Origin of the sequence: Phreatobacter stygius, assembly GCF_005144885.1 — a bacterium.
Classification (GTDB): domain Bacteria; phylum Pseudomonadota; class Alphaproteobacteria; order Rhizobiales; family Phreatobacteraceae; genus Phreatobacter; species Phreatobacter stygius.
On sequence record NZ_CP039690.1, the window covers coordinates 4,923,243 to 4,944,925 of the forward strand.

The following is a 21,683-nucleotide window of genomic DNA, read 5'->3' on the forward strand; positions in this document are numbered from 1 at the left end:
TGCGTCCCCTCAGGTCATTTCAGGCATAGCACGACGCAGGACCATGCCGGAACGCAAGGGGACAGGGCCTCATGCCGAGCAATCCTCGATCAGTCGCGCCAGGAAACGTTCGCCCGCCTCGAATTCGGCAATCTCGACGAACTCGTCGGCCTGGTGCGCCTGGGCAATGTCGCCGGGGCCGCAGACCACCGTCGACCAGCCGGGCTCCTGGAACTGGCCGGCCTCGGTGCCGTAGGACACGACATGCACGCCATTGTCGCCGGTCAGGCGGCGCGCCATGCGCTCGGCAGCGCCGTCGATCTCGGGTTTCAGGCCGGGCACGAAGGCGCGCGGCACCAGTTCGACCCCCGAATGCGGCGCGATGCGCTTCATCTCGGGCTCGATGACGTCGCGGATATAGGCGAGGTAGCGGTCGCGAAAATCCGCTGGATCCTCGCTTGGAATGGCCCTGATATCGGTGACGAAGACGCAGTCGGATGCGACCACATTGCCCGCCGTTCCGCCATGGATCGTGCCGCAATGAAGTGTCGTATAGGGCGGCTCGAACGGATTGGCCGGATCGGCCCGACGGGCATTCTCGGCCATGGTGTCGGCAAGCCAGGTGATCAGCCTCGCCGCCACCATGACGGCGCTGACGCCCTGGTCGATGCGGCTCGAATGGACGGTATGGCCGGTCACCTGCGTGCGGAACGACAGCGAGCCCTTGTGGCCGGTCACCACCTGCATGCGGGTCGGCTCGCCGACGATGACGGCGGCCGGCGTCGGCACGGTCTTGACCATCTCGGCCACCATGAAGGGCGCGCCGATACAGCCGACCTCCTCGTCATAGGACAGGGCGATATGGATCGGCCGGGTCAGCTTGGCGCGGACCATGGCGGGGACGGCCGCCAGGACCAGTGCGTCGAAGCCCTTCATGTCGCAGGTGCCACGGCCGTAAAGCCGGCCGTTGCGTTCGGTCACCGTCCAGGGATCGCTGGTCCAGGCCTGGCCCTCCACCGGCACCACGTCGGTATGGCCTGACAGCACCACGCCGCCTGCCACCTCAGGCCCGATGGTCGCGTAGAGATTGGCCTTGGTGCCGTCAGGGCTCGGCACCAGCCGGCTCGCGATGCCGTGGCTTGCCAGGTAGTCCTTGATGAAGCCGATACAGTCGAGATTGGAGACGCTCGACACCGTCGGGAAGCCGACCAGCCGGTCGAGCATGGCGCGCGCGGTCAAGGTGACGGGGGCAGGGGACATAAGGGCATCCGAGAGGTCAAAGGCATGGTCGGGACGCACCCCGAGCCAAGGCTCCGGCGATGCAGGCTCATGTCGCCGGGCGGAACGATTCCAGCAGGCCTTGAATATTCGCCACTTTGACCTCGCAAAGCGAGACCGATTGCGAGCCGACGATGAATGGCTTCAATGCAGCGGAGAAGGTCTCGGCATAGACCGGCGACGCCTCCCAGGCCTGCACGCTCGCCATGTCGCGCCACAGCGTGATGGTGAACATGCTCTCGGCGTCGTTGACGTCCTGGCTGACCAGGCGGCCGAGCAGGCCCGGCGTTTCGACAGCCATCAGATCCCGATATTTCTGCTCGATCGAGCTCCAGGCGCCGGGATAGATCTTGCCCCAATAGATGCGAACGAACATCGGCGTCATCCTCTCGACAGCGACAGGCGGGACGGCCCGTCCGGGCCGGCGATCGGCGCATGCGGCGGCGCTGCCGATGTGACGCGGGCGCCGATCTTCATCCGTGCGAACTCGACGACCTGCAGGCCCACCGCCTGCAACTGGAACTTGGATGAGAGGTCCAGGCACTCCCCCGCATCGTCGAAGAGGCGGGTCGAGGTATTGAGCATGGCCGCGAGCGGCGTCGGCCAGCCGCGTAGCGCGTGGGCGATGCCGCGCAGGGTCGCCAGGGTCTGGCCGCCGGCCTGCCAGCCGCCGGCGCAGACGATCAGTCCGACGGCCAGCCCATCGAAATAGACCCGGTCGTCGGTGCGCAGGTCTTCGGTATAGTCCAGCGCGTTCTTGACCAGGCCGGACAAGGTGCCGTGATAGGCCGGTGAGGCGACGATCACGCCGTGGCAACGGCGGAAGGCATCGACCAGGCGGGCCGCTTCGGGGGAGCGGTCCGTTTCGCCCGGATTGTACATGGGCAGCATCAGCTCGGGGCCGCCGATCAGCAGCGTGTCGGCGCCGGCTTCGGCGGCCGCCCTGAGACTCAAGGCCAGGGCACGCTCGGTCGACGAGCCGGCGCGCGGCGTGCCGCCGATGCCGAGGATGAGGGGGCGTGGGGCCTGGCGCATGGACGTCCTCGCACGGGCTTCGGTTGCTCTGCGGCAGTGCCGAGGGCAGCTGCATCGCCCCACTGTGCGGTCGGCTCACCTATACGTCCAAGGCAAAGCACCTATAGCTGTTATAATTGAAATGGTGAAAGCGCGCGCCGTTCAGCCGGCCATGATCAGCCCGCGCGGCTGACGCGACAGCAGTTCGGCGCCGGTCGCGGTCACCAGGACGTTGTCGATCAGGCGGACCCCGAGCCCTTCCTCGCCGATGAAGATCGGCGGCTCGACCGAGACCACCATGCCGGCCCGAAGCGTGTAGGTGGCGCCGCCGAACATATTGACCGGCTCGCCCCAGGACGGCGGAAATCCCGGAGCCAGACCATAACCCGACGTGTGGATCCGGTAGCGGTCCAGGCCCTCGCGGCCGATCACCCGCTTGGCTGCCTCGTGCGGCGCCAGCGCCGGCACGCCGTCGCGGATCTCGCCGATCATGGCGTCGGCCGCTTCCAGCGCGATGGCGTGCAATTCGTTCATCCGCGGCGTCGGCATGCCCATGCAGAATTGCCGCCCGATGGTCGCGGTGTAGCGCTTGAAGGCGGCGCCATATTCGACATTGCCGAAATCGCCCTGCCGGAGCCGGCGTTCCGTCGGCGCGCCATGGCTGAAGCACGAGCGCTCGCCGGAGACCAGGTTCAGCGTGCTCGCCGGCAGGCCGCTGCCGCGCTTGAGCAGCGCCGCATAGACTTCCCCCGCAATGGCGAGTTCGGCCGTTCCCTCGTTCAGATGCGCGACGAAGACCTCGAGGGCCTCGTCGGCGATCCGCGCCGACTGCCTGACATAGGCGAGCTCAGCCGGCGACTTCACCATCTTGAGGTCATGGACCAGATTGCTCGGCTCCGCCTTGAGCGCCGCGCCGAGGAAAGTCTTCACGCGCATATAGTGGTGAGGATGCAGGTAATAGGCGGGCACTTCCATGCCGACGCGGCCGCGTTTCAGCCCGAGCCGGCCGGCGATCCGCTCGAACACATCGATCGGGTCCTCCGGCTCCGCGCCACCCCAGGTCTCGAGCTGGTCGATCAGGGCGTCCTGCTCGAATTCATAACGCTCGGACTCGCGCGTCAGCATGACGCCCGGCCGGTCCTCGGCCGAAACGATCAGACATTGGAAGGCCTGATAACTCTTGGCATCCGAGCCGGTCAGCCAGTGGATCGAGACCGGATGAAACAATACCATCCAATCGAGCTCGGCCGCGGCGATCGCCTGGCGCACCCGCTGCAGGCGCGCGGCGAATTCGGCGCTGGAGAAATCGGCTTTCGACATGGTGGCGCGGTCCTCGGGTCAGGCGCGCATCCAGCGCCGCGGGCATCTCGGGATCACGCCGACCCTAGCGACCCGCCGGGCGGGCCGTCTAAAGCCTTTAGATTATAGCAGTTATAGCCCCTTGGCATTATGCGGGCGCCGCCTGTTGATCCAATCTCGCCATCGCGCCTCACGAGATCGTCTCGCGACACGGCGCACCGCCGGCAGGCCGACAGGCCGGCTGGCTCGCGACAGGCCGAAGGCCGCTCGGGGAAGACGATTAGGGGATGTTCGATGTCGGGAAAAACACGCGCTGCCGATAACGCGGTCGATCGCTGCATGCAGGCCGAGGCGAGCCTCACCCGGCGCAGCCTGGCGCTCGGGGCCGCTTCGCTCTCGATGATGCTGGCGGCTCCCGCCTCGCACGCGCAGGGGCGGCCGAAGGTGCGGCTGTGGGGCGCTTCCGCAACGGTTGAGGCCTATCACGGCTTCCTGTTCCTCGGGAACCCGCTCGGCTTCTTCAAGGACGACGGTGTCGACGTCGAATTCGGTACGGCCGCAGGCTCGGCTGCGACGCTCCAGCTGATCGCCGCTGGCCAGGTGCAGATGGGTTATATCGGCATGGATGTGCTGATCCTCGCCAAGGCGCGCAACCCGCAATTGCCCATCACGGCCGTCTATCTGCAGGATCGCGGCAACATCTATGAGATCGTGGTTCCCGAGGACAGCGCGATCAAGACGGTGGCCGATCTCAAGGACAAGACCATCGGTGTCGCCAATCTGGCCTCCGGCGCCATTCCCTCGCTGCGGGCGACGCTGACCGATGCCGGCCTCGATCCGAATGCATCGGTCGGCCTGATCCCGGTCGGTAACGGCGCCCAGGCCGCCGCTGCGCTGCGGGCCGGGCGCATCCAGGCGCTCTCGTTGTTCCGCGCCCAGCACGCCCTGATCGAGACGCTCGGCTTCAAGTTTCGTCGCTTCACCCGCAACGCGCCCAGCGCCGTCATCGCGGTCAATACCGCCTTTCTGAAGGACCACCGCGAGGCGGTCATCAAGACCCTGCGCGGCATCGCCAAATCCTCGATCTTCGCCGAGGTCAATCCGGCCGCGACCGTGCGCCAGTTCTGGGCCATGTTCGGCAAGCCGCAGGGGTTGACCGAGGACGAGGCGATGAAGCGCTCGGCCTATATCCTGAGCTCCACCGCCGAACTGTGGAAGGACTACAAGGACAAGTCCGTGCCTTGGGGCGACATGACCGCCCGGCAGTGGGAGGAGATGCAGAAATTCCTGATCGACCAGAAGCTGCAGGACAGGCCTGTCGCGATCGAGGCGCTGTTCACCAACGAGCTCACCGCCGAGGTCAACAGGTTCGACCAGGATGCGGTGGTCGCCGTGGCCAGGGCCGCGCGCTGAACCCCAGGGATTGTCGGCGGGGCCGGCGCGAAACGGTTCCCGGCCGGACGTGAAGGAGAGGGCGTGAATGGCAAGCGTGATCGCAAGTGAGCTGGTGACGCGGGCGACGGCGGCCCAGGCGGCCGGGCCGCCGGTCAGCGCGCTCTCGGTGCAGAACGTCAGCATGGTGTTCAACCGCGGCGCGGCCGCCGTCCATGCCCTCGATCAGGTGTCGATGGAGGTGCGCGACGGCGAATTCATCGCCATTGTCGGTCCCTCCGGCTGCGGCAAGTCGACCCTCATCAAGCTCGTCTCGGGCCTGCGTCCGCCGACCGCCGGGCGGCTCGCCGTCCATGGCCGGCAGGTGATGAAGCCGCGCGGCGACGTCGGCATCGTGTTCCAGAGCCCGGTCCTGCTGCCGTGGCGGACCATTCTCGACAATGTCATGCTGCCGATCGACGTGTTGAAACAGGATCAGGCCGCCGGTCGCGAGCGGGCGCTCGACCTGCTCAAGCTCGTCGGCCTCGGCGGCTTCGAGAAGGCCTATCCGAACGAGTTGTCGGGCGGCATGCAGCAGCGCGCGGCGATCGCGCGGGCGCTCGTCTACGATGCGCCGCTGCTGTTGATGGACGAGCCTTTCGGGGCGCTCGACGCGCTCACCCGCGAACAGATGAATTCCGAGCTGCAGCGGATCTGGAGCGCCAGCGGCAAGACGGTGATCTTCATCACCCATTCGATCCCCGAGGCCGTGTTCCTGGCCGACCGGATCGTCGTCATGTCGCCGCGGCCCGGCCGGGTCCTCAAGGTCATCGACAATCCCATCCCACGCATGCGCACGTTGGACGACATGCTGCGGCCGGAGTTCGGCACGCTGGTGCGCGAAATTCGCGGGCTCTTGGGAAGCTATGTTGCCGGGGAGAGCAATGGATCAAGTTCTGACTGGTGACAAAGCCGCCGAAGCCGGCGCCCTGGTCACGGCCGAGCAGCCCAATCGGCGCCTGTGGGCGCGTTTCGGCATGCCGTTGACGGTCTTCGTGTGCCTCATGGGCTCCTGGGAGGCCCTGATCTGGCTGCTCGACGTCCCGGGCTTTCTCGTGCCGGCGCCATCGGCCATTGTCCAGGCGCTTTGGTCCGGGCTCGTGACGGGCCTGTATTTCTCCCACGCCGCGGTCACCATGTTCGAGGCTGTCGTCGGCTTTGCCATTGGCAGCCTGCTCGGCCTGGCGCTCGGCACCGTCATCGTGGTGTTCCCGACCATGGAGCGCATCGTCTATCCCTATGTGGTGGCGTTGCAGACCGTGCCGAAGGTCGCCATCGCGCCGCTCATGGTGGTCTGGTTCGGCTTTGGCATAACCTCGAAGATCCTGGTGGTTGCCCTGGTCTCGCTGTTCCCGGTGCTGGTCAATGTCATGGCGGGCCTTCGCTCGATCGACCAGGACCGGCTGGACCTGCTCGGCGCGCTCGCCGCGTCCCGGTGGCAGATCTTTCGCTATGTCCGCTTTCCCAATGCCCTGCCGTTCATTTTCGCCGGTCTCAACACCGCGATCGTGCTGGCGGTGATCGGCGCTATCGTCGCCGAATTCGTCGGCTCCAATTATGGCCTCGGCTTCCTGATCCTGCAGGCCAACTATCAACTCGACATCGCCGGCGCTTTCTCGCTCTTTGTCGTGCTTTCGGTTATGGGGGTGGCGCTGCACGGCTCGTTGAAATGGCTGGAGCGACGCTGCGTATTCTGGATCAACATCGAGGCGCGCAACGGCCTGTGAGCGTGGGGCCGCAGACGCCGGCGATCCACAGTCTGCGGCAAGTCATTGATCGAGCAACGATTTTGCGCCGACGCGGAATCTGAATCGAAACATCAGAAGCGGCGGGGAATGCTCGCCGTCGCTGATGTGGAACGTCAAGGTCCCGGGTGAACATCGCCGCCGGTTGGTCGATCTGCCCGCGCTCGCGGCCAAGACACAGGCTTGTGGGCGAGCGCCCGGCCGGCTCTTGCGGCGGTCGGCAAACTAGAACATAAAGAGAACTTATTCATCGGATGAGCGCGGAAAGACCATGGCGAAGCTGCGTGGGCAGGGTGATCAGGTCGACGGCGAAGACCGGATCAAGGCGGAAGTGGCAGCCGTGCTGGACGAGTTCGGCGGCGACGCCCGCGCCGCGATCCTGGCGCTTCTGCGCTATCTCGCGGCTCTGTCCAGGGAGACCGATAGCCAAGGCCTGTCGGGGCGCGTTTTGCTCGGCGCCTTGCGCAGCGACCGGCGCCGGCGTTTGCAGTAACCGCGGCGACCGGCGACCGGCGACCGGCGGTCAAGCGCGTCGAGACGGCGCCATGACGCCGCAAAGGTCGGTGCCGTCTTGTCTTGAGGGCCGTTGAGAGGGGTGGTCGGCGGGGGGCGACCTGCGTCCGGGCTGGTTCAGCCAATCGGGCCATGTCCCATCGCTGCCGGCCAATGATGATTTGACCGGCGCGCCGAACCGGTCATTCTCGGCGCCGCCATAAGCGACCGGGCGCGGGCCAAACACGCTTCGACAATCATCCGCGGCCCGAGGGAGACGCATATGAAAGGTCAGGATGCCATTGCCGATGCGCTCGACGACATGGCGGCGCAATTGCTGGAGTTCCGTGCCGACGTCCTGGCAGCCCGGGTGGTCTCGGGCGTCCTTGCCGATCATCTGATCAAGGCCTCGCCGCAACGGGCCCATCTGATCAACGACCTGCGCGCGACCTGCGTCACGGCCATCGCCGCCACCAAGGTCGAGGATGGCCGCGACAGCAATTCCCAAAGGGCCTTGATCGACAAGGCGACCGGCCGGATCAATCTCCTGTTCGGCACGCTGGCGCGCCGCCACGGCGTGGCCCTCGACGAAGGCAAACGGTAGACGCCGCTGCCGGCGCGGCAGCAGGCGGCACCAGCCGGACAAGCGCGACCGGGCATGGCGGTATTGCCATCACCGTGTTCGATCCCTTGGGGTTCGGCCGGCGTGGCGGCGAACGATCGGGCCGATGCCCTTGCGCATGCCTGCAGGCGCCGGCGATGCGGCTGCGGCAACAGACCTTTGCCAGTCGACGTGGTCCGCGAGATGGATAATATAGGGTACCCTCCTATATTATCTGAGGTTGTCGACCATGGGCCACACGACCAAGGACAAGGACAAGCTGCTCGCCCGCGTCAGGCGCATTCGCGGCCAGGTCGAAGCGGTCGAGCGGGCGCTTGAAGCGGAAACCGGCTGTGCCGAGGTGCTGCAACTGGTCGCCTCGATCCGCGGCGCGGTGAACGGCCTGACCGCCGAACTGATCGAGGACCACATTCGCTTCCACGTGGTCGATCCCGCGCGCGAGCCGGATGCGGGCAAGGCGCAGGGCGCCGAGGAACTGATCGGCGTGGTGCGCACCTATTTTCGTCACTGACCCGCCGGGCCGCCCGCCAAGACGACCAGCCGAGAGCCAGATGCCATGAGCAACACGGAACTCCCGCCAGCCGGCCACGACCATGTCTTCCTCGGCCGCGACCACGCGCGCAACGAGCGGCGCACCTGGGCAGTCATTGTCCTGACCATGACGATGATGGTGGTGGAGATCGTCGCCGGCACGATCTTCGGCTCCATGGCCCTGGTTGCCGACGGCTGGCACATGTCGACCCATGCCGCGGCCATGCTGATCAGCGTCTCGGCCTATGTCTATGCGCGCCGGCACGCCCGCAATCCGCGGTTCACTTTCGGCACCGGCAAGCTCGGCGATCTCGCGGCCTTTGCCAGCGCCATCGTGCTGGCCCTGGTCGCGCTGCTGGTCGGTTGGGAAAGCCTCGTCCGCCTGGCCAACCCGGTGCCGATCAGCTTCGGCCAGGCGATTGGCGTGGCCGCGATCGGCCTGGCGGTCAATCTCGCCAGCGCCTGGCTGCTGCGCGGCGATCATCACCATGACCGCGGTCATCACCATGACGACACCAATCTGCGCGCGGCCTATCTGCATGTGCTGGCCGATGCGCTGACCTCGGTGCTGGCGATTGCGGCGCTCATCGCCGGCAGCCTCTATGGCTGGCTCTGGCTCGATCCGCTGACCGGTCTTGTCGGGGCTTTGGTCATCGCGCGCTGGTCTTTCGGCCTGATCCGCGATTCAGGCGGCGTCCTGGTCGATCTGATCCCGGAGGATGAGGATCTTCCCGACGAAATCCGCCGGGCGATCGAACGGGACGGCGAGCGGATCTCCGACCTGCATGTCTGGCAGGTCGGGCCGGGGCATCACGCCGCCATCGTCGCCCTGGTCGCGCCGAAGCCCGAGCCGCCCTCGACCTATCGGGCGAGGCTCGCCCATCTGACCGAGCTCTCGCACGTCACCATCGAGGTGGAGCCGGCCTGAGAGGGCTCAGAATGGCTCCTTGAACGGCCTCAGGTCGATCTCCTGGGTCCAGGCCGAGCGGTGCTGGCGATGGATCTGCCAATAGGCCTCGGCGATCGGCTCGACACCGAGCAAGCCGTCTTCGCCGCGCGCGGCGACCGCATCGGGGGCGGATCTGCGCAACCGGTCGCCGTCAATGCCGCCATCGATGATGACATGGGCGACATGGATGCCGAGCGGGCCATAGTCACGGGCCATGCTCTGCGCCACCATGCGCAAGCCCGCCTTGGCCGCGGCGAACTGGGCATAGCCGGGCTTGCCGCGCAGGCTGGCCGAGGCGCCGGTGAAGATCACCGTGCCGCGGCCGAGCGGCACCAGCCGGCGCGCTGCCTCGCGGCCGGCGAGGAAGCCGGCGAAACAGGCGACGCGCCAGAAATCCTCGAACAGCTGCGCCTCGAGCTCGCGGAAATCGATGCGCTTGTTGTTGGCCGCATTGAACACCACGACGTCGGCCGGCGCCCGGCCGGCGCCGGGCTGCATGGCGCGGTCGAACAGGCGGATGACCTGGTCTTCCTGGGAGGCGTCGGTGAGGACCGCCTCGGCGCTGCCGCCGGATGTTTCGATGGTGCCTGCGACCTGGTCGATTTTCGCCTGCGTCCGGCCGGCGACCAGAAGGTGACAGCCCTCGCGTGCAAAGCGCCGGCAGACGGCTGCCCCGACACCCCGTTCGGCGCCGACGCCGATCACCACTGCTGTTGGTTTATCCACGGCTCGCCTCCGGCTCGGTTGGTTCGCGCCGGCGCCTGGCAAAGGCCATGCGCCTGCGTACGGTGTCATCGGCGGCAGGACCTGCCGCGAAGACGAAATCCGGTTCGTCCAGCCGGCGGCCGCTCAGGCCGTCGACCATGACGGGATCGGCCACCGCGCCGGTGGTCGCGTCGACAACCTGGCTCGCAATGCCCTCATCGGCAAAATGACGATTGCCCCAGGCGGTCAGCGCGATCAGCACCGGCCGGAAGTCGCGGCCACGCGCGGTCAGGACATAATCGTCGCGCGGCGGATGGTCGTTGTAGCGCCGCCGTTTCAGAAGGCCAGCCTCGACCAGGGCGTTGAGCCTGCGGGTCAACATGTTGGGAGCGATGTCCAGGCTGCGCTGGAACTGGTCGAAGCGGGTCAGCCCGTGGAAGGCGTCGCGCAGGATCATCATGCTCCACCACTCGCCGACCCGTTCCAGGCTGCGGGCGATCGGGCAGAGCGATCCTTCGAACGACTTGCGTTGCATGGCGAGAGTCTAGACAAGTTACTATCATCATGCAAGTAACTGGGCGGACCAGCTTCGAGGTGTTCCATGACGGCGCTCTATCTCGACGACCTGCATGTCGGCCAGACCTTCACCAGCGGTTCGCTCGCTGTCGACGAAGCCGCCATCAAGGCCTTTGCCGGCCAATTCGACCCGCAGCCCTTCCATCTCGATGACGACGCTGCCAAGGCCACGCTCTTCGGCGGGCTTGCGGCGAGCGGCTGGCACACGGCGGCGCTCACCATGCGGCTCCTGGTTGGCGGCGGCGCGCCGATCGCCGGCGGGGTCATCGGTGGCGGCGGCGAAATCGCCTGGCCGCGGCCAACCCGGCCGGGTGATGTCCTGACCGTGGTCAGCGAGGTGCTGGAGGTGACGCCGTCCAGGTCGAAACCCGATCGCGGCATGGTGACGCTGCGCAGCGAGACCCGCAATCAGCGGGGCGAGCCCGTGCAGATCATCACCATGAAGCTGGTGGTGCCGAAAAAGCCTGTCGGCTGACGCGTCGCTCAGCCCTGGTGGCCGGATCCGCCGACCGGCGTTTCGCGCCCCGCTGCAAGCGTGATCGCAACCTCGAGGCCACCGAGCCGGCCACGGCTCAGGACAAGCGTGCCGCCGAGATCGGCGACGAGGTCGTGCACGATGGCAAGCCCGAGGCCTGCGCCCGGCACGGTCTCGTCCAGCTGCGTGCCGCGTTCGCCGGCCGCGGCGAGGGCGTCTTCGGCAATGCCGGGCCCGTCATCCTCGATCGTGATGGTCACCAGGCGATCCCGGCGGATGGCCTCGACGGTCACCTTGCTCGCCGCCCATTTGAAGGCATTGTCGACGAGATTGCCGACGATCTCCTCCAGGTCCTCGCGGCTTGCCTCGACGGTGAGCGACAGGTCGATGACCGCCTCGGCCCTGATGCCACGCGCGCCATGCACGCGGCCGGCGGCAAAGGTCGCGTCGTCGACCACCGGCGCGATCGGAGTATTCGTCGGTGCCAGGCCGGCTTTGATGCCGCGTCCGCGCTTCAGCCGGCGGTCGACCTGGCGCTGGATCTGCTCGGCGCTGCCGAGCACACCGGGGTCGGCTGCGGCTCCGCCTTGGCCGGCGCGCAGGATGATGACACTGAGCGGCGTCTTGATCGCATGGGCGAGATTGGCGGCGTCCTGGCGCGACCGTTCGGCAGTCGCGGCGAGTTGTGTGATCAGCCGGTTTACTGCTTCCGCGACCTCCCGGAGATTGGCGATATCGGGCCGCGCGACGGTCTCTTTTTCGCCGGCGCGGACCAGTTCGATGTCGCTCGCCAACTGACGGACCGGCCGAAGACCCCAGCGGATCTGCGCCGTGATGCCGGCGATCAGCGCCAGTGCCAGACCCAGCATGACCCAGAGGATGGTGGCCCTGATGCCGGCAACCTCGGCCTCGATTTCGGCAAGCGGTGCGGTCACCATCAGCCGCGCCGGGATCGTCTCGTCGGGAATGCGCCTTTCGATGAAGGCGACATGCTCGCCGAGCGTGCCGGCGCCGGTCTCGCCTCTGGCGCTTGCCAGGAACGCTGCGGGCTCGCGGCCGGCGAACGAGCGCGACTGGGCGATCGCCTTGCCGTCGGCGACCACCAGCCAATACCAGCCCGACCGCGACCGGGTGAAACCGGCCTCGTCGGGCAGGCGGCCGAGCGTCACCGTGCCGTCGCTGCCGATATCCATATTGCTGGCCAGTTGATCGGCTGCCGTGGCGAGCCGGAGCTCCAGTGCGCGGCGGGCGGAGCGCTCGGCGAAACCGCCGAGCAGGGCGGTGACGAGCGCGATCGCCGCGACGGTCCAGACCGCTGTGATCAGGATCAACCGGCCTTCAAGCGAGCGCATTCCCGGCTCCCCCACGCCTCAGCCGATAGCCCGCACCCCTGACGGTTTCGATCAGCTCGGCGCCGAGCTTGCGGCGCAAGCGGCTGACGATGACCTCGAGCGAGTTGAAGTCGCGATCACTGTCATGGTCATAGACGTGATCGGTCAGTTCCGACCGGGAGACGACCTGGCCGGGCCGATGGACCAGGAAGCTCAGCACGCGTGTTTCGAGCGCGGTGAGCCGGACCGGCACGCCTTCCAGCTCCACCGTGCCGGTCACCGTATCGACCGTGACAGCGCCGAGGCTGACCCGCGGCGAGGCATGTCCCGCGGTGCGTCTGATCAGCGCGTCGAGGCGCAGCAGCAACTCCTCGATGCGGAACGGCTTGGTGACATAGTCGTCGGCGCCGGCTCGGAAGGCTGCGGCCTTGTCGGCCAGCCGGTCGCGCGCGGTCAGCACCAGCACCGGGGTTGCGATGCCGCCCGAACGCATGCGCGACAGCACGCTGACACCGTCGAGTTTCGGCAGGCCGAGATCCAGGATGACCGCGCCATAGGAGCCGGTCGTCGCCTGATGCAGCGCGTCCTCGCCGTCGCGGCTGACGTCGACGACATAACGCTCGGCACACAGCCGGGCGACGATCTCGGTTGCGAGAGGCACATCGTCTTCGACCAGCAGCAGGCGCATCGGCACGGACATCCGAACCAGAGTGACAGGACCATCGGCGCGCGGCCGACGCGGCCCCGGGGTAGGTCCTGCAACCTTAACCCTGGTTGAACCGCCGGCGACAAGCTGGGTTGGGGCGGCGGGCGCTAGCAACACCCTCCTCAACCCATGACGAGGAGGATCCCATGGCTCGAAACCTGTTTCCCCGACCACGCCGCAACATCGCCCTGTCAGCGCCGTTGGCCGCTGTCGTTTCGGCGGTCATTGCCGGCGGCGCGCTGGCCGGCTCCACGCCGGCCGTCGCTCAGCCGGCCTCGATCGAAACGGCGAGCGAGACCGTCATCCAGGGCCGCATCCTGGACCGGTTCGGCGATCGCCTGCTGGTCGATGGCCCGGCCGGACGGATCCTGGTCGATCTGCAGGCCGTGCCGGCACAGGCCGGTGCCCTCGCAACCGGCCAGGCCGTCCGTGCCGAGGGCGTGCTGAGCGGCAAGGTATTGCAGGCGCGCCGCATTGCCGCCGCCGAGGCGGGGCCGGCGATATCGGGTCCGCCGAACGCGGCGTCGCTCGCCCCGCCCGTGGCGATGGCACCGGTGCTGCCGCTATCCGAGACCGAAATGCGCCTCGCCGCGGGCATGCCGCTCGACGCCGGTGCGATCGGCCAGACCCTGGAGGCCGCCGGCTTTGCCATCGTCGGCGCGCCGATCCGTGACGGCAAGGATACGGAAGTCGCGGTTCGCGACGGCCAGGGCCGGCGCTGGATCGCCTCGCTCGACCGTTTCGGCCGGCTCGACGAGGTTGAACTCGAAGACTATGACGACGATCGTGTGCCTCGGCGGCCTGGTTTCGCCGGGCCGGAGCTGGTGCAGATGGTCGCCCGGCTAGGCTTCCAGGCGCGCGGCCCCGCCGAGCCTCACGACGATCATTTCGAGATCCTGGTGCTGAACGGCCGGTCGGAACTGATCGAACTGCATGTCGATTTCGCCGGCCAGATCTACAAGCAGGTCTGGGTTCGCTGAGCCGACCTGCTTTATGCTTTGCCGGGGCTGCGCCGGTGCGCCGCCCCGGCACGGGCCATCAGGCTCGCGCCGCCCCCCGACACGAGGATCGCATGTCCGTCCAGCAGCTCATGCCGATCGGATTTCTGATCATTTCCAATGTCTTCATGACTTTTGCCTGGTACGGGCATCTGAAATTCCAGAACCAGCCGTTGACCATCGTCATCGTGGCGAGCTGGGCCATCGCCTTTGTCGAATATTGCTTCGCGGTGCCAGCCAACCGCTTCGGCCATTCCGTCTATAGCGCGGCCGAACTGAAGACCATGCAGGAGGTGATCACGCTGGTCGTCTTCTCCATATTCTCGGTTTTTTATCTCGGCGAAAGCATCACCGCCAACCATCTTGTCGGCTTCGCACTGATCTGCCTCGGAGCCTTCTTCATCTTCAAGGGCCCGATCGGTTGAGATCCTGTCGCGCCCTGTTCCTGCCCCGGATCGATGAGGAGATCGTCATGTTTCGAAACCGGACGGACAACACAGATCCGGGCGTCAACCCCTGGCGCTCGGCGGCCTGGCTCGGCGCCCTGCTGCTGGCCGGTGTGCCGATGATCCAGGCGCGTCCGGCGTTCGGCCAGGTGACCATCGAGGAGGCGCTCGCCGGCAGCGTCATGGTGCGCGCGCGGGTGGCTGACGTTTTCGGCGACCGCATCCTGGTCGAGGACGGCACCGGCCGCATCCTGGTGGAGCTGGCCGCCGCCGCGGACAGGCCGGCCGCCGTCGAGGCCGGTCAGATATTGGTGATCGAAGGCCGGCTGCGTGGCCGCGTGCTCGAAGCGCGGCGCGTAACCTTGGCCGGCAGCGAAGCGCCGGGCCGCGACGCCCCGGCCGCAGCCGCGGTCCCGGCAATCCAGCCCGGCACCGACGCCCTGACGGAAGCGCTGACCCGGCCGGCCGATATCGCGACCATGCGTGCCGCGCTGGAGGCGATCGGCTTTCGGACGGCCGGCAGCCCCGTCCGCCACGAGAAGTCGACCGAGATTCCCGTGCGCGACGCACGCGGGCGGGCCTGGGTCGCCTCGCTCGACCGGTTCGGCCGGCTGGAGGAGATCGAGATCGCCGATTACGATGACGACAATGCGCCGGACCGGCCGAGCTTCACGGTCGCCGACGTCGGCAGGATGGTCGAGCGTGAGGGCTTCCGGCCGCGGGCATCGGCCGAGCGGCGGTCTCACCATTTCGAGATCCTGGTGCTGAACAGCCGGTCCGAACTCATCGAACTGCACATCGATTTCGCCGGCCTGATCTACAAGCTGGTCTGGGTGCGCTGATCACGCCGGCACCAGCGCCGGCTCGCCGCCGACATCACTCCATTTTTAGGTGATTCGCCAACAAAGTGGTGATGGTCTGAAGATGGGTCCAAGTGTATTGGCGGTATCATAGTGATTTATGATCAGATCAAACCGAGGTAGCCACAGCATTCGAAGATTATCGCCGGAGGCCTGTTGACGGCCGGTCTTGTCGCGGCAATGCTGTCATGAGAGCTGTATGGGTCAATTCGGCGCATGACGACCGATTTGCTTTCCGTAACGGAATAAACGGCGGAGCGCATTCGAAAACGACCGACCGGCGGCATCGGGAGAACAGTGCATGGGGCGATCGCAGGCTAAGGTTTCACTGGCCGTTTCGGTGTTGTCGGGAACGGTCTTGCTGTCTGGCGGCAGCCCCTTTCCATTCGTCCGGACGGCACTCGCCGCCTGTGACAACCTTACACCCGGCTCCAACCAGACCGCGACCTGCGCCTCGCCCGGCGCAGATCCGGTTGTTGCCCAGCCGGGCAGCACCAATGTGACGGTCACCATAACGCCAACCGGCGGCCTGACCGTGCCGGGCAATCACGGCGTGCAGATCCGCGGCCAGAGCCAGGTGATCAATTCCGGTGCGATCACGGTGAGCGGCGTCGGCTTTCATGGCATCGTGACCACCGGCAACGCCAATACCCTGACCAACAACGGAACCGTCACGGCCAGCGGTGCCGGTGGCTTCGGCGTTCTGATGGGCGGTTCGGGCACGCTGACCAACAATGCCGGGGCGACCATCTCGAGCCAGTTGGCCACGGGCGTGGTGATCAATGGCATCGGCACTGTCGTCAACAACGGCACCATCACCGGCAGCGGCGGCCCGGGCATCACTTTCAACAATAATCTCAACGGCAACAGCCTGACCAATTCGGGCACGATCAACGGCAATGGCGTGCTGTTCGCCGGCGTGCCGACCGCCGTGCAGTTCGGGGCCGGCAGGGACCGCGTCACCATGTTGTCCGGCGACATCAATGGCCATGTCGACCAGGGCGATGGCATCGACGATTTCACCATGAGCGGCGGCACCGTGCGCTCGCTCGACCAGAGCGGTGAGCTCGACACCTTCACCATGTCGGGCGGACGTATCATCGGCGGTTTTTACAATGGCGACTTCGTCACCATGACCGGCGGCCGCATCGGCTTCGTCGAGCTCAACCAGGCGAACAACGTCATGACCATGTCCGGCGGCACGGTCGACGGCGATGTCACGGCGACATCGGGCAACGACACGCTCCGGCTATCCGGCGGCGCGATCGGCGGTCAGGTCCGGTTCGGCAGTGGCAACAATGTCTTCGAGATCACCGGCGGATCAATCGGCAACGGCATCCTGACGACGTTCGGCGCGGACACGCTGACCTGGGACGGCGGCGGCACGGTGACCGGAGCGATCGCGCTCGGCCTGGGCAACGATACCGCGACGCTGCGCAACCTGACGCCCGCGCTGCTGGCCCCGACCACACTTTTCGACGGCGGCGCCGGCACGGACACCCTGACCTTCGACAGGACCGAGGCGACCGGCGTCGGCCGCTTCCAGAACTGGGAAGCGGTGAACCTCACCAACGGGTCGCGCGTGACCCTCGACACCAATCTGCGCCTCGGCGACGCTGGCACGCTCACCGGCACGGCCGCGATCGACGCGACGAGCACCCTGTTCGCGGGCAATGGGGTCAACCCGCAGATCCAGTCGTTCAGCCCCGGCCAATTGGTAACCGTCACCAATGCCGGCACCATCGATCTCACCAATGGCGGAGCCGGTGCCGCCAACAGCCTGACGGTCGTTGGCAATTATGTCGGCAATGGCGGCCGGCTGAACCTCAGGACCGTGCTTGGCGCCGACGGATCGGCGTCCGACAAGCTGGTCATTTCCGGCGGCGCGGCGACCGGCAATACCGGCATCGGTATCACCAATCTCGGCGGCTCGGGCGCGCTGACGCTGGTCGACGGCATCATGGTCGTCCAGGCGGTCAACGGCGGCAGCACGGCGAGCGGCGCCTTCGGGCTGGCCGGCCCGGTGGCGGCCGGCGCCTTCGAATATTTCCTGTTCAAGAGCGGCGTCACGGCAGGCACGACGGAGAACTGGTACCTGCGCTCGACCCTGGTCGCGCCGCCGCCGGTGCCGCCGGGCGACCCGGTCCCTCCGCCGCCGGAACCGGCGCCCGGCACCCCGCCATTGCCGCCCGCGCCGCCGCCCGGCGCCGCGCCGATCGTGCTGTACCGGCCGGAGGTGGCGCTTCAGTCGGCGGTGCCGCCCATGGCGCTGCATATGGGCCTCGCCGCCCTCGGCACCTTCCACGAGCGCCAGGGCGAACAGGCCATCCTGACCGGCAATGGCCAGGCCACCGCCATGTGGGGCCGGGTCTATGGCCAGCAGCAGAGCCAGAGCTGGCAAGGTACGGTTTCGCCCTCGTTCAGCGGCAGCATTACCGGCATCCAGGCTGGCTTCGACCTCTATGCCATCGAGCGTGACAACGGCCATCGCGATCGCTTCGGCGTGTTCGCGGGCTACACCCGCGCCGAAGGCCGTATCCGCGGTTATGCCATCGGTTTTGCCGATGCGTCGGTCGGACGGCTGGGCCTCGACGGTTACAGCCTCGGCGCCTATTGGACCCATCTCGGGCCGACCAACTGGTATATCGACAGCGTGCTGATGGCGACGCTGCTCAATGGCCGGCCGGCGTCCGACCGGGGCATCGGGGCCGATGTCTCGGGCCGGCTGTTCACCGCGTCGGTCGAGGCCGGCTACCCCATCCCGCTCGGCGCCGGGATCACGCTCGAACCGCAAGCCCAGCTGATCTGGCAGCACCTGTCGTTCGACCGCACGCGCGATGCCTTCTCGACGATCAATTTCGGCGAGGGCTCGTCGTTCACCGGCCGGATCGGCGGGCGGCTGACCAGCCAGTTCCAGATGAACGGCATCCAATGGATGCCCTATCTGAGGGCCAATCTCTGGCACGACTTCAGTCGCAACCAGAACGTCGCCTTCGACGCCGATCTGATCTCGACGACGCTCGGCGGCACTTCGCTGGAACTCGGCGGCGGCCTTGTCGCCCGGGTCAATACGATGACCAGCCTCTATGCCTCGGCGGACTACACCACTGGCCTCGGCTCACGCCGCCAGGCGGTCAAGGGGCGCCTCGGCCTGCGCATCACCTGGTAGGGGGCAGCCCGGCTATTCCAGCCGGGTGCGATCTATCGTCCGGCGGGCGGCCGGCTGGCGCTCGGTGGCGGCCACCGGCAGGCTTCGCCGACAGTACGGCGGATCTCGTTCACGCCCTCCAACCGGAAGGTGCCTTCGAAGCGCAGGTTGCGCACGCCCTCGACCCGGATGAACAGCCGCCCGGTGCTTGGCAGCGCCCGGAGAAAGCCGATGGCGTTTTCGGGCAGGATGGCCTCCTGCGACGTGGTCGCGATGGTCCACTGGCCTTCGGTGGCCGGTTGGCGGTCGATCCGGACGATCACCTTGGCGGTACGTCCGACCGCCAGCAGCGAGTCGCGCGACACCGACAGGCTCGTCTGGCCCTCGAAACAGCGGATAGTCAGGGCGACGCGCTGCTCGCCCCAGGGCTCGACCGGCTTCTGTGTGACATTGACGATGCGGCTGTCGTCGACCGGCGATATCTCGGTCTGAACCTCCCAGATCGGAGCGCTGCCGGATGCCGGCGGCACCGGCCGCGCGAGCTGGTCGAAACATTTGAGCCGATCCGCATCCGCGGCGATGGCGGCGCAACGGCCGAGCGCCGCGCGGGTCTCGTCCTGCGCCGCGCCAATCGTGTTGCTTCCAAGGAGTGCCGCGGCGGCGAGAGCAATGATCCCGGACTTTGCCATGGCTCAAAGAGTTAGGGGCTTTGCCGCGAGCCGGCAAGGCTTCCGGCTCCTAGGACGAGAAACCTTCGTTGGGCAGCCGGGCGGCCAGGATCTTGTCGATCCGGCGGCCGTCGAGGTCGACCACTTCAAAGCGGAACCCCAGCGTCTCCACCGCCTCGCCGGTTTCCGGCAGGTGGTGCAGTTCGGCGATCACCAGCCCCGCCGCCGTCTCGTAGCTGCGCTTTCGCGGCAGCACGATGCCGAGGCGGTCGGCCATTTCATCCGCCGGCATCGAGCCGGCGATCAGCCAGGAACCATCGGCGCGTTCGACGGCCTCCGGGTCGTGCGAATGGGTGTCGGACTGGAAGGCGCCGGCAATGGCATCCAGGATATCGGCCGGCGTCACGATGCCTTCGAAATGGCCATATTCGTCATGGACGAGAGCCATTGGCACGGGGGCCTCGCGCAAGACGTTCAGCACGTCGAGCGCGTCGATCGTATCTGGAATGACCGGCGCCACCCGCACATGCGCGCGAATGTTCAGCGGCTGGTCCGCCAGCGCGCTGGCGAGCAGGTCGCGCGCCTGGATCACGCCGATCATGTTGTCGGGATCGCCGTCGGCGACCGGCAACCGGGACCGCCGTGTGTTCATCAGCGCGGCTTTGATCGCGCCATCGGTGTCGGCGAGGTTGATCCAGTCGACATCGGTCCTGGGTGTCATGATGGCGCGCACGGCGCGGTCGCCAAGCCTGAGCACGCCGGAAATCATCGTGCGCTCGTCGGTCTCGATCACGCCGGCGGTTTCCGCCTCGGCGACGATCATGCGGATTTCCTCGTGCGTCACCGTATGGGCCGAATCGCCGGAACTGCCGAGGGCGCGGAAGATCAGCTTGGTCGAGGCGTCGAGCAGCCAGACCACCGGTGCGCCGACGCGCGAGACGAGCGACATCAACGGCGCCACCAGGCAGGCGAGCCGCTCCGAATTGCGCAGCGCCAGGTTCTTCGGCACCAATTCGCCAATGACCACAGAGAGATAGGTGATGACGGCGATGACCAGGCCGTAGCCCAGCGGCTCGGCGACCGTCTGCGGCACGCCGTAGCCGCCGAGGATATCGGTCAGCCGCCGGCCGAGCGCGGCGCCTGAAAAGGCGCCAGCCAGGATGCCGATCAGGGTGATGCCGATCTGTACGGTGGAGAGGAAGCGCCCCGGGTCTTCGGCCAGCGCCAGCGCCGTCGCGGCACCGCGGCGACCGGATTCGGCCAGGCTCTTCAGGCGGGATTTACGGGCCGAGACAATGGCCAGTTCAGACAGCGAAAACACGCCGTTGAGGGCGATAAGTCCAATCGCGACAAGAAGTTCGATCACTGATCCAGAGGACCCGTTCGCGAACGGCGACCGGACCTATCCTTGGTTGTTGCAGAGGCGGCGAAAGTCGCATTCCGGACGCGGCGCGTCAACCGAGCGCGATGCGCGACCAAGCGTCGCCGAAGGCATCTCCCTTGGTTCTGCCGCCGTGCCGCTCGCACGCCGCCGCCCGACAGGCATCTGCGACCCGGGAACGGCGAGTTCCGGCGCGCCGAGCCACGCGACGGCCTTCCGGCTTTTAGGAATCTTCGGCTCAGTAGCACATCGGCTGACCGTAGCGGCCGCAGCCTGTCGGCGCGAAGGGGTAGGCGGGCGAGGCCGCCGCCGCCGCGGCGACGCCGCCATCGACGGCGGCGCCGGCATACCAGGCGCTGCCGCGATAGGCGCTGCGGGTATTGGCGCCCGGATAGGGTTCAGGCGGCATCTGCAAGCCGACAGTGTCGATGAAGATCGAAGCGGGTCCATCACCACCGGAAAGATCCCCTTCCAGGACGTCGACGTCGAAGGTCACCCGATCGCCTTCGATTTTTGGGGTCTTCAGCACGACGACGGCATCGCGCACGGCGGAGCCGTCGCGGCTGAACACCGAGACGGTCGCGTTGGGCGGGGTCCTGGTGAAACTGCCCGGACTGGTGTTGGCCGGTGCCCATTGCTCCATGAGGCGCGACGTCAGGTCGTGGCCGGCTGCCCGAACCGGCCGGTCGGCAAAGACGATTGAATTGGACGACAGCCCGACCAGGATCAGCTTGCCGGACTGAAGGGTGGCGCCGCGGGCGTTCATCACGATCAGCGACGGCACGACATGCGGCCTGGATTGGCCGATGGTCTTCTGCAGGGGCACGTGCTGCGGCGCCGGCGTTGCGACGGGCGCGCTCTGGGCAAGCCCAGGTGCGGCCGTCGATATCAGCAGCACAAGGGCCAGGATTGAGCTCTTCGCGATCATGTCGGGCCTCGGTTTCCACGGGTTCACGCCGCGACGCCGGCCGATGAGGTTCCGGCTGTCGGCTGTCGCGACGCTGCAGCGTTCAGGCGCCGAGCCGAACACGCGCAGGGGTCTTGAACCA

23 protein-coding genes are annotated in these 21,683 nt (G+C 67.2%); 12 read left to right on the forward strand and 11 right to left on the reverse strand.

The genetic code is table 11. From position 1 onward, the window contains the following. Positions 1 to 69 precede the first annotated feature (69 nt). The 4 genes from argE to E8M01_RS23100 all read right to left on the reverse strand — a co-directional run bounded on the left by argE (position 70) and on the right by E8M01_RS23100 (position 3,591). Positions 70 to 1,239, reverse strand: a complete 1,170-nt coding sequence (gene argE, locus E8M01_RS23085) for an acetylornithine deacetylase (protein ID WP_136962312.1) — start codon at positions 1,237 to 1,239, stop codon at positions 70 to 72. Between the two features lie 67 nt (positions 1,240 to 1,306). Next, positions 1,307 to 1,633 (reverse strand): antibiotic biosynthesis monooxygenase family protein, encoded by a 327-nt coding sequence (locus E8M01_RS23090; protein ID WP_170182035.1) that lies wholly within the window; start codon positions 1,631 to 1,633, stop codon positions 1,307 to 1,309. Between the two features lie 5 nt (positions 1,634 to 1,638). Further along, positions 1,639 to 2,292 (reverse strand): NADPH-dependent FMN reductase, encoded by a 654-nt coding sequence (locus tag E8M01_RS23095; protein ID WP_136962314.1) that lies wholly within the window; start codon positions 2,290 to 2,292, stop codon positions 1,639 to 1,641. Between the two features lie 141 nt (positions 2,293 to 2,433). Further along, on the reverse strand, positions 2,434 to 3,591 hold the full coding sequence (locus E8M01_RS23100; RefSeq protein ID WP_136962315.1) for a M24 family metallopeptidase: 1,158 nt from the start codon (positions 3,589 to 3,591) through the stop codon (positions 2,434 to 2,436). A gap of 273 nt (positions 3,592 to 3,864) precedes the next feature. On the opposite strand from E8M01_RS23100, the gene E8M01_RS23105 reads away from it, so the two are divergent. The 7 genes from E8M01_RS23105 (at position 3,865) to dmeF (ending at position 9,319) form a co-directional block, all read left to right on the forward strand. Beyond that, on the forward strand, positions 3,865 to 4,983 hold the full coding sequence (locus E8M01_RS23105) for an ABC transporter substrate-binding protein (protein ID WP_170182036.1): 1,119 nt from the start codon (positions 3,865 to 3,867) through the stop codon (positions 4,981 to 4,983). 67 nt (positions 4,984 to 5,050) lie between these two features. After that, positions 5,051 to 5,908 carry an ABC transporter ATP-binding protein gene (locus tag E8M01_RS23115; RefSeq protein WP_136962318.1) on the forward strand — a complete coding sequence of 286 codons (858 nt, stop codon included), beginning with the start codon at positions 5,051 to 5,053 and terminating at the stop codon, positions 5,906 to 5,908. Next, positions 5,886 to 6,728 (forward strand): ABC transporter permease, encoded by an 843-nt coding sequence (locus tag E8M01_RS23120; RefSeq protein ID WP_170182037.1) that lies wholly within the window; start codon positions 5,886 to 5,888, stop codon positions 6,726 to 6,728. Before E8M01_RS23115 ends, E8M01_RS23120 begins: the two co-directional genes overlap by 23 nt. Before the next feature lie 289 nt (positions 6,729 to 7,017). Further along, entirely contained in the window at positions 7,018 to 7,239 is a 222-nt protein-coding gene (locus E8M01_RS23125) for a hypothetical protein (RefSeq protein ID WP_136962320.1), read from the forward strand. A 282-nt stretch (positions 7,240 to 7,521) separates the two neighbouring features. Then, positions 7,522 to 7,842: a hypothetical protein gene (locus E8M01_RS23130; protein WP_136962321.1), complete on the forward strand. Its 321-nt coding sequence runs from the start codon at positions 7,522 to 7,524 to the stop codon at positions 7,840 to 7,842. Positions 7,843 to 8,089: 247 nt separating this feature from the next. After that, the gene (locus E8M01_RS23135) at positions 8,090 to 8,371 is read left to right on the forward strand and encodes a metal/formaldehyde-sensitive transcriptional repressor (RefSeq protein ID WP_136962322.1); all 282 of its coding nucleotides are present in this window, start codon (positions 8,090 to 8,092) and stop codon (positions 8,369 to 8,371) included. Between the two features lie 45 nt (positions 8,372 to 8,416). Continuing rightward, positions 8,417 to 9,319 carry a CDF family Co(II)/Ni(II) efflux transporter DmeF gene (gene dmeF, locus E8M01_RS23140; protein ID WP_136962323.1) on the forward strand — a complete coding sequence of 301 codons (903 nt, stop codon included), beginning with the start codon at positions 8,417 to 8,419 and terminating at the stop codon, positions 9,317 to 9,319. Between the two features lie 6 nt (positions 9,320 to 9,325). Here dmeF and E8M01_RS23145 read toward each other — a convergent pair whose 3' ends face one another. Together E8M01_RS23145 and E8M01_RS23150 are read right to left on the reverse strand one after the other, a co-directional pair. Beyond that, a complete protein-coding gene (locus E8M01_RS23145; RefSeq protein ID WP_136962324.1) occupies positions 9,326 to 10,066 on the reverse strand; it encodes an SDR family NAD(P)-dependent oxidoreductase in 741 nt (246 codons plus the stop codon). Next, the gene (locus E8M01_RS23150) at positions 10,059 to 10,580 is read right to left on the reverse strand and encodes a winged helix-turn-helix transcriptional regulator (RefSeq protein WP_136962325.1); all 522 of its coding nucleotides are present in this window, start codon (positions 10,578 to 10,580) and stop codon (positions 10,059 to 10,061) included. Before E8M01_RS23150 ends, E8M01_RS23145 begins: the two co-directional genes overlap by 8 nt. 66 nt (positions 10,581 to 10,646) lie before the next feature. Between E8M01_RS23150 and E8M01_RS23155 the strand changes: the two genes are divergently transcribed. Continuing rightward, positions 10,647 to 11,096: a MaoC family dehydratase gene (locus E8M01_RS23155; RefSeq protein WP_136962326.1), complete on the forward strand. Its 450-nt coding sequence runs from the start codon at positions 10,647 to 10,649 to the stop codon at positions 11,094 to 11,096. An 8-nt stretch (positions 11,097 to 11,104) separates the two neighbouring features. On the opposite strand, the gene E8M01_RS23160 is transcribed toward E8M01_RS23155, so the two are convergent. Together E8M01_RS23160 and E8M01_RS23165 are read right to left on the reverse strand one after the other, a co-directional pair. Beyond that, positions 11,105 to 12,448 carry a sensor histidine kinase gene (locus E8M01_RS23160; RefSeq protein ID WP_136962327.1) on the reverse strand — a complete coding sequence of 448 codons (1,344 nt, stop codon included), beginning with the start codon at positions 12,446 to 12,448 and terminating at the stop codon, positions 11,105 to 11,107. After that, positions 12,435 to 13,115 (reverse strand): response regulator transcription factor, encoded by a 681-nt coding sequence (locus E8M01_RS23165; RefSeq protein WP_136962328.1) that lies wholly within the window; start codon positions 13,113 to 13,115, stop codon positions 12,435 to 12,437. The genes E8M01_RS23160 and E8M01_RS23165 overlap by 14 nt, the downstream gene beginning before the upstream one ends. Before the next feature lie 164 nt (positions 13,116 to 13,279). Here E8M01_RS23165 and E8M01_RS23170 point away from each other — a divergent pair, with 164 nt between their 5' ends. The 4 genes from E8M01_RS23170 to E8M01_RS23185 all read left to right on the forward strand — a co-directional run bounded on the left by E8M01_RS23170 (position 13,280) and on the right by E8M01_RS23185 (position 18,606). Then, entirely contained in the window at positions 13,280 to 14,113 is an 834-nt protein-coding gene (locus tag E8M01_RS23170) for a hypothetical protein (RefSeq protein ID WP_136962329.1), read from the forward strand. Between the two features lie 92 nt (positions 14,114 to 14,205). Continuing rightward, positions 14,206 to 14,556: a DMT family protein gene (locus E8M01_RS23175; RefSeq protein ID WP_136962330.1), complete on the forward strand. Its 351-nt coding sequence runs from the start codon at positions 14,206 to 14,208 to the stop codon at positions 14,554 to 14,556. Positions 14,557 to 14,603: 47 nt separating this feature from the next. Further along, positions 14,604 to 15,419 (forward strand): hypothetical protein, encoded by an 816-nt coding sequence (locus tag E8M01_RS23180; protein ID WP_136962331.1) that lies wholly within the window; start codon positions 14,604 to 14,606, stop codon positions 15,417 to 15,419. A 319-nt stretch (positions 15,420 to 15,738) separates the two neighbouring features. After that, the gene (locus E8M01_RS23185; protein ID WP_136962332.1) at positions 15,739 to 18,606 is read left to right on the forward strand and encodes an autotransporter family protein; all 2,868 of its coding nucleotides are present in this window, start codon (positions 15,739 to 15,741) and stop codon (positions 18,604 to 18,606) included. Positions 18,607 to 18,638: 32 nt separating this feature from the next. Here E8M01_RS23185 and E8M01_RS23190 read toward each other — a convergent pair whose 3' ends face one another. The 3 genes from E8M01_RS23190 to E8M01_RS23200 all read right to left on the reverse strand — a co-directional run bounded on the left by E8M01_RS23190 (position 18,639) and on the right by E8M01_RS23200 (position 21,562). Continuing rightward, entirely contained in the window at positions 18,639 to 19,274 is a 636-nt protein-coding gene (locus E8M01_RS23190) for a type VI secretion system-associated protein TagO (RefSeq protein ID WP_136962333.1), read from the reverse strand. 49 nt (positions 19,275 to 19,323) lie between these two features. After that, positions 19,324 to 20,619 (reverse strand): hemolysin family protein, encoded by a 1,296-nt coding sequence (locus tag E8M01_RS23195; protein ID WP_136962334.1) that lies wholly within the window; start codon positions 20,617 to 20,619, stop codon positions 19,324 to 19,326. 253 nt (positions 20,620 to 20,872) lie between these two features. After that, complete coding sequence (locus E8M01_RS23200) at positions 20,873 to 21,562, reverse strand: hypothetical protein (RefSeq protein ID WP_246088397.1); 690 nt, start codon at positions 21,560 to 21,562, stop codon at positions 20,873 to 20,875. Between the last annotated feature and the right edge of the window lie 121 nt (positions 21,563 to 21,683).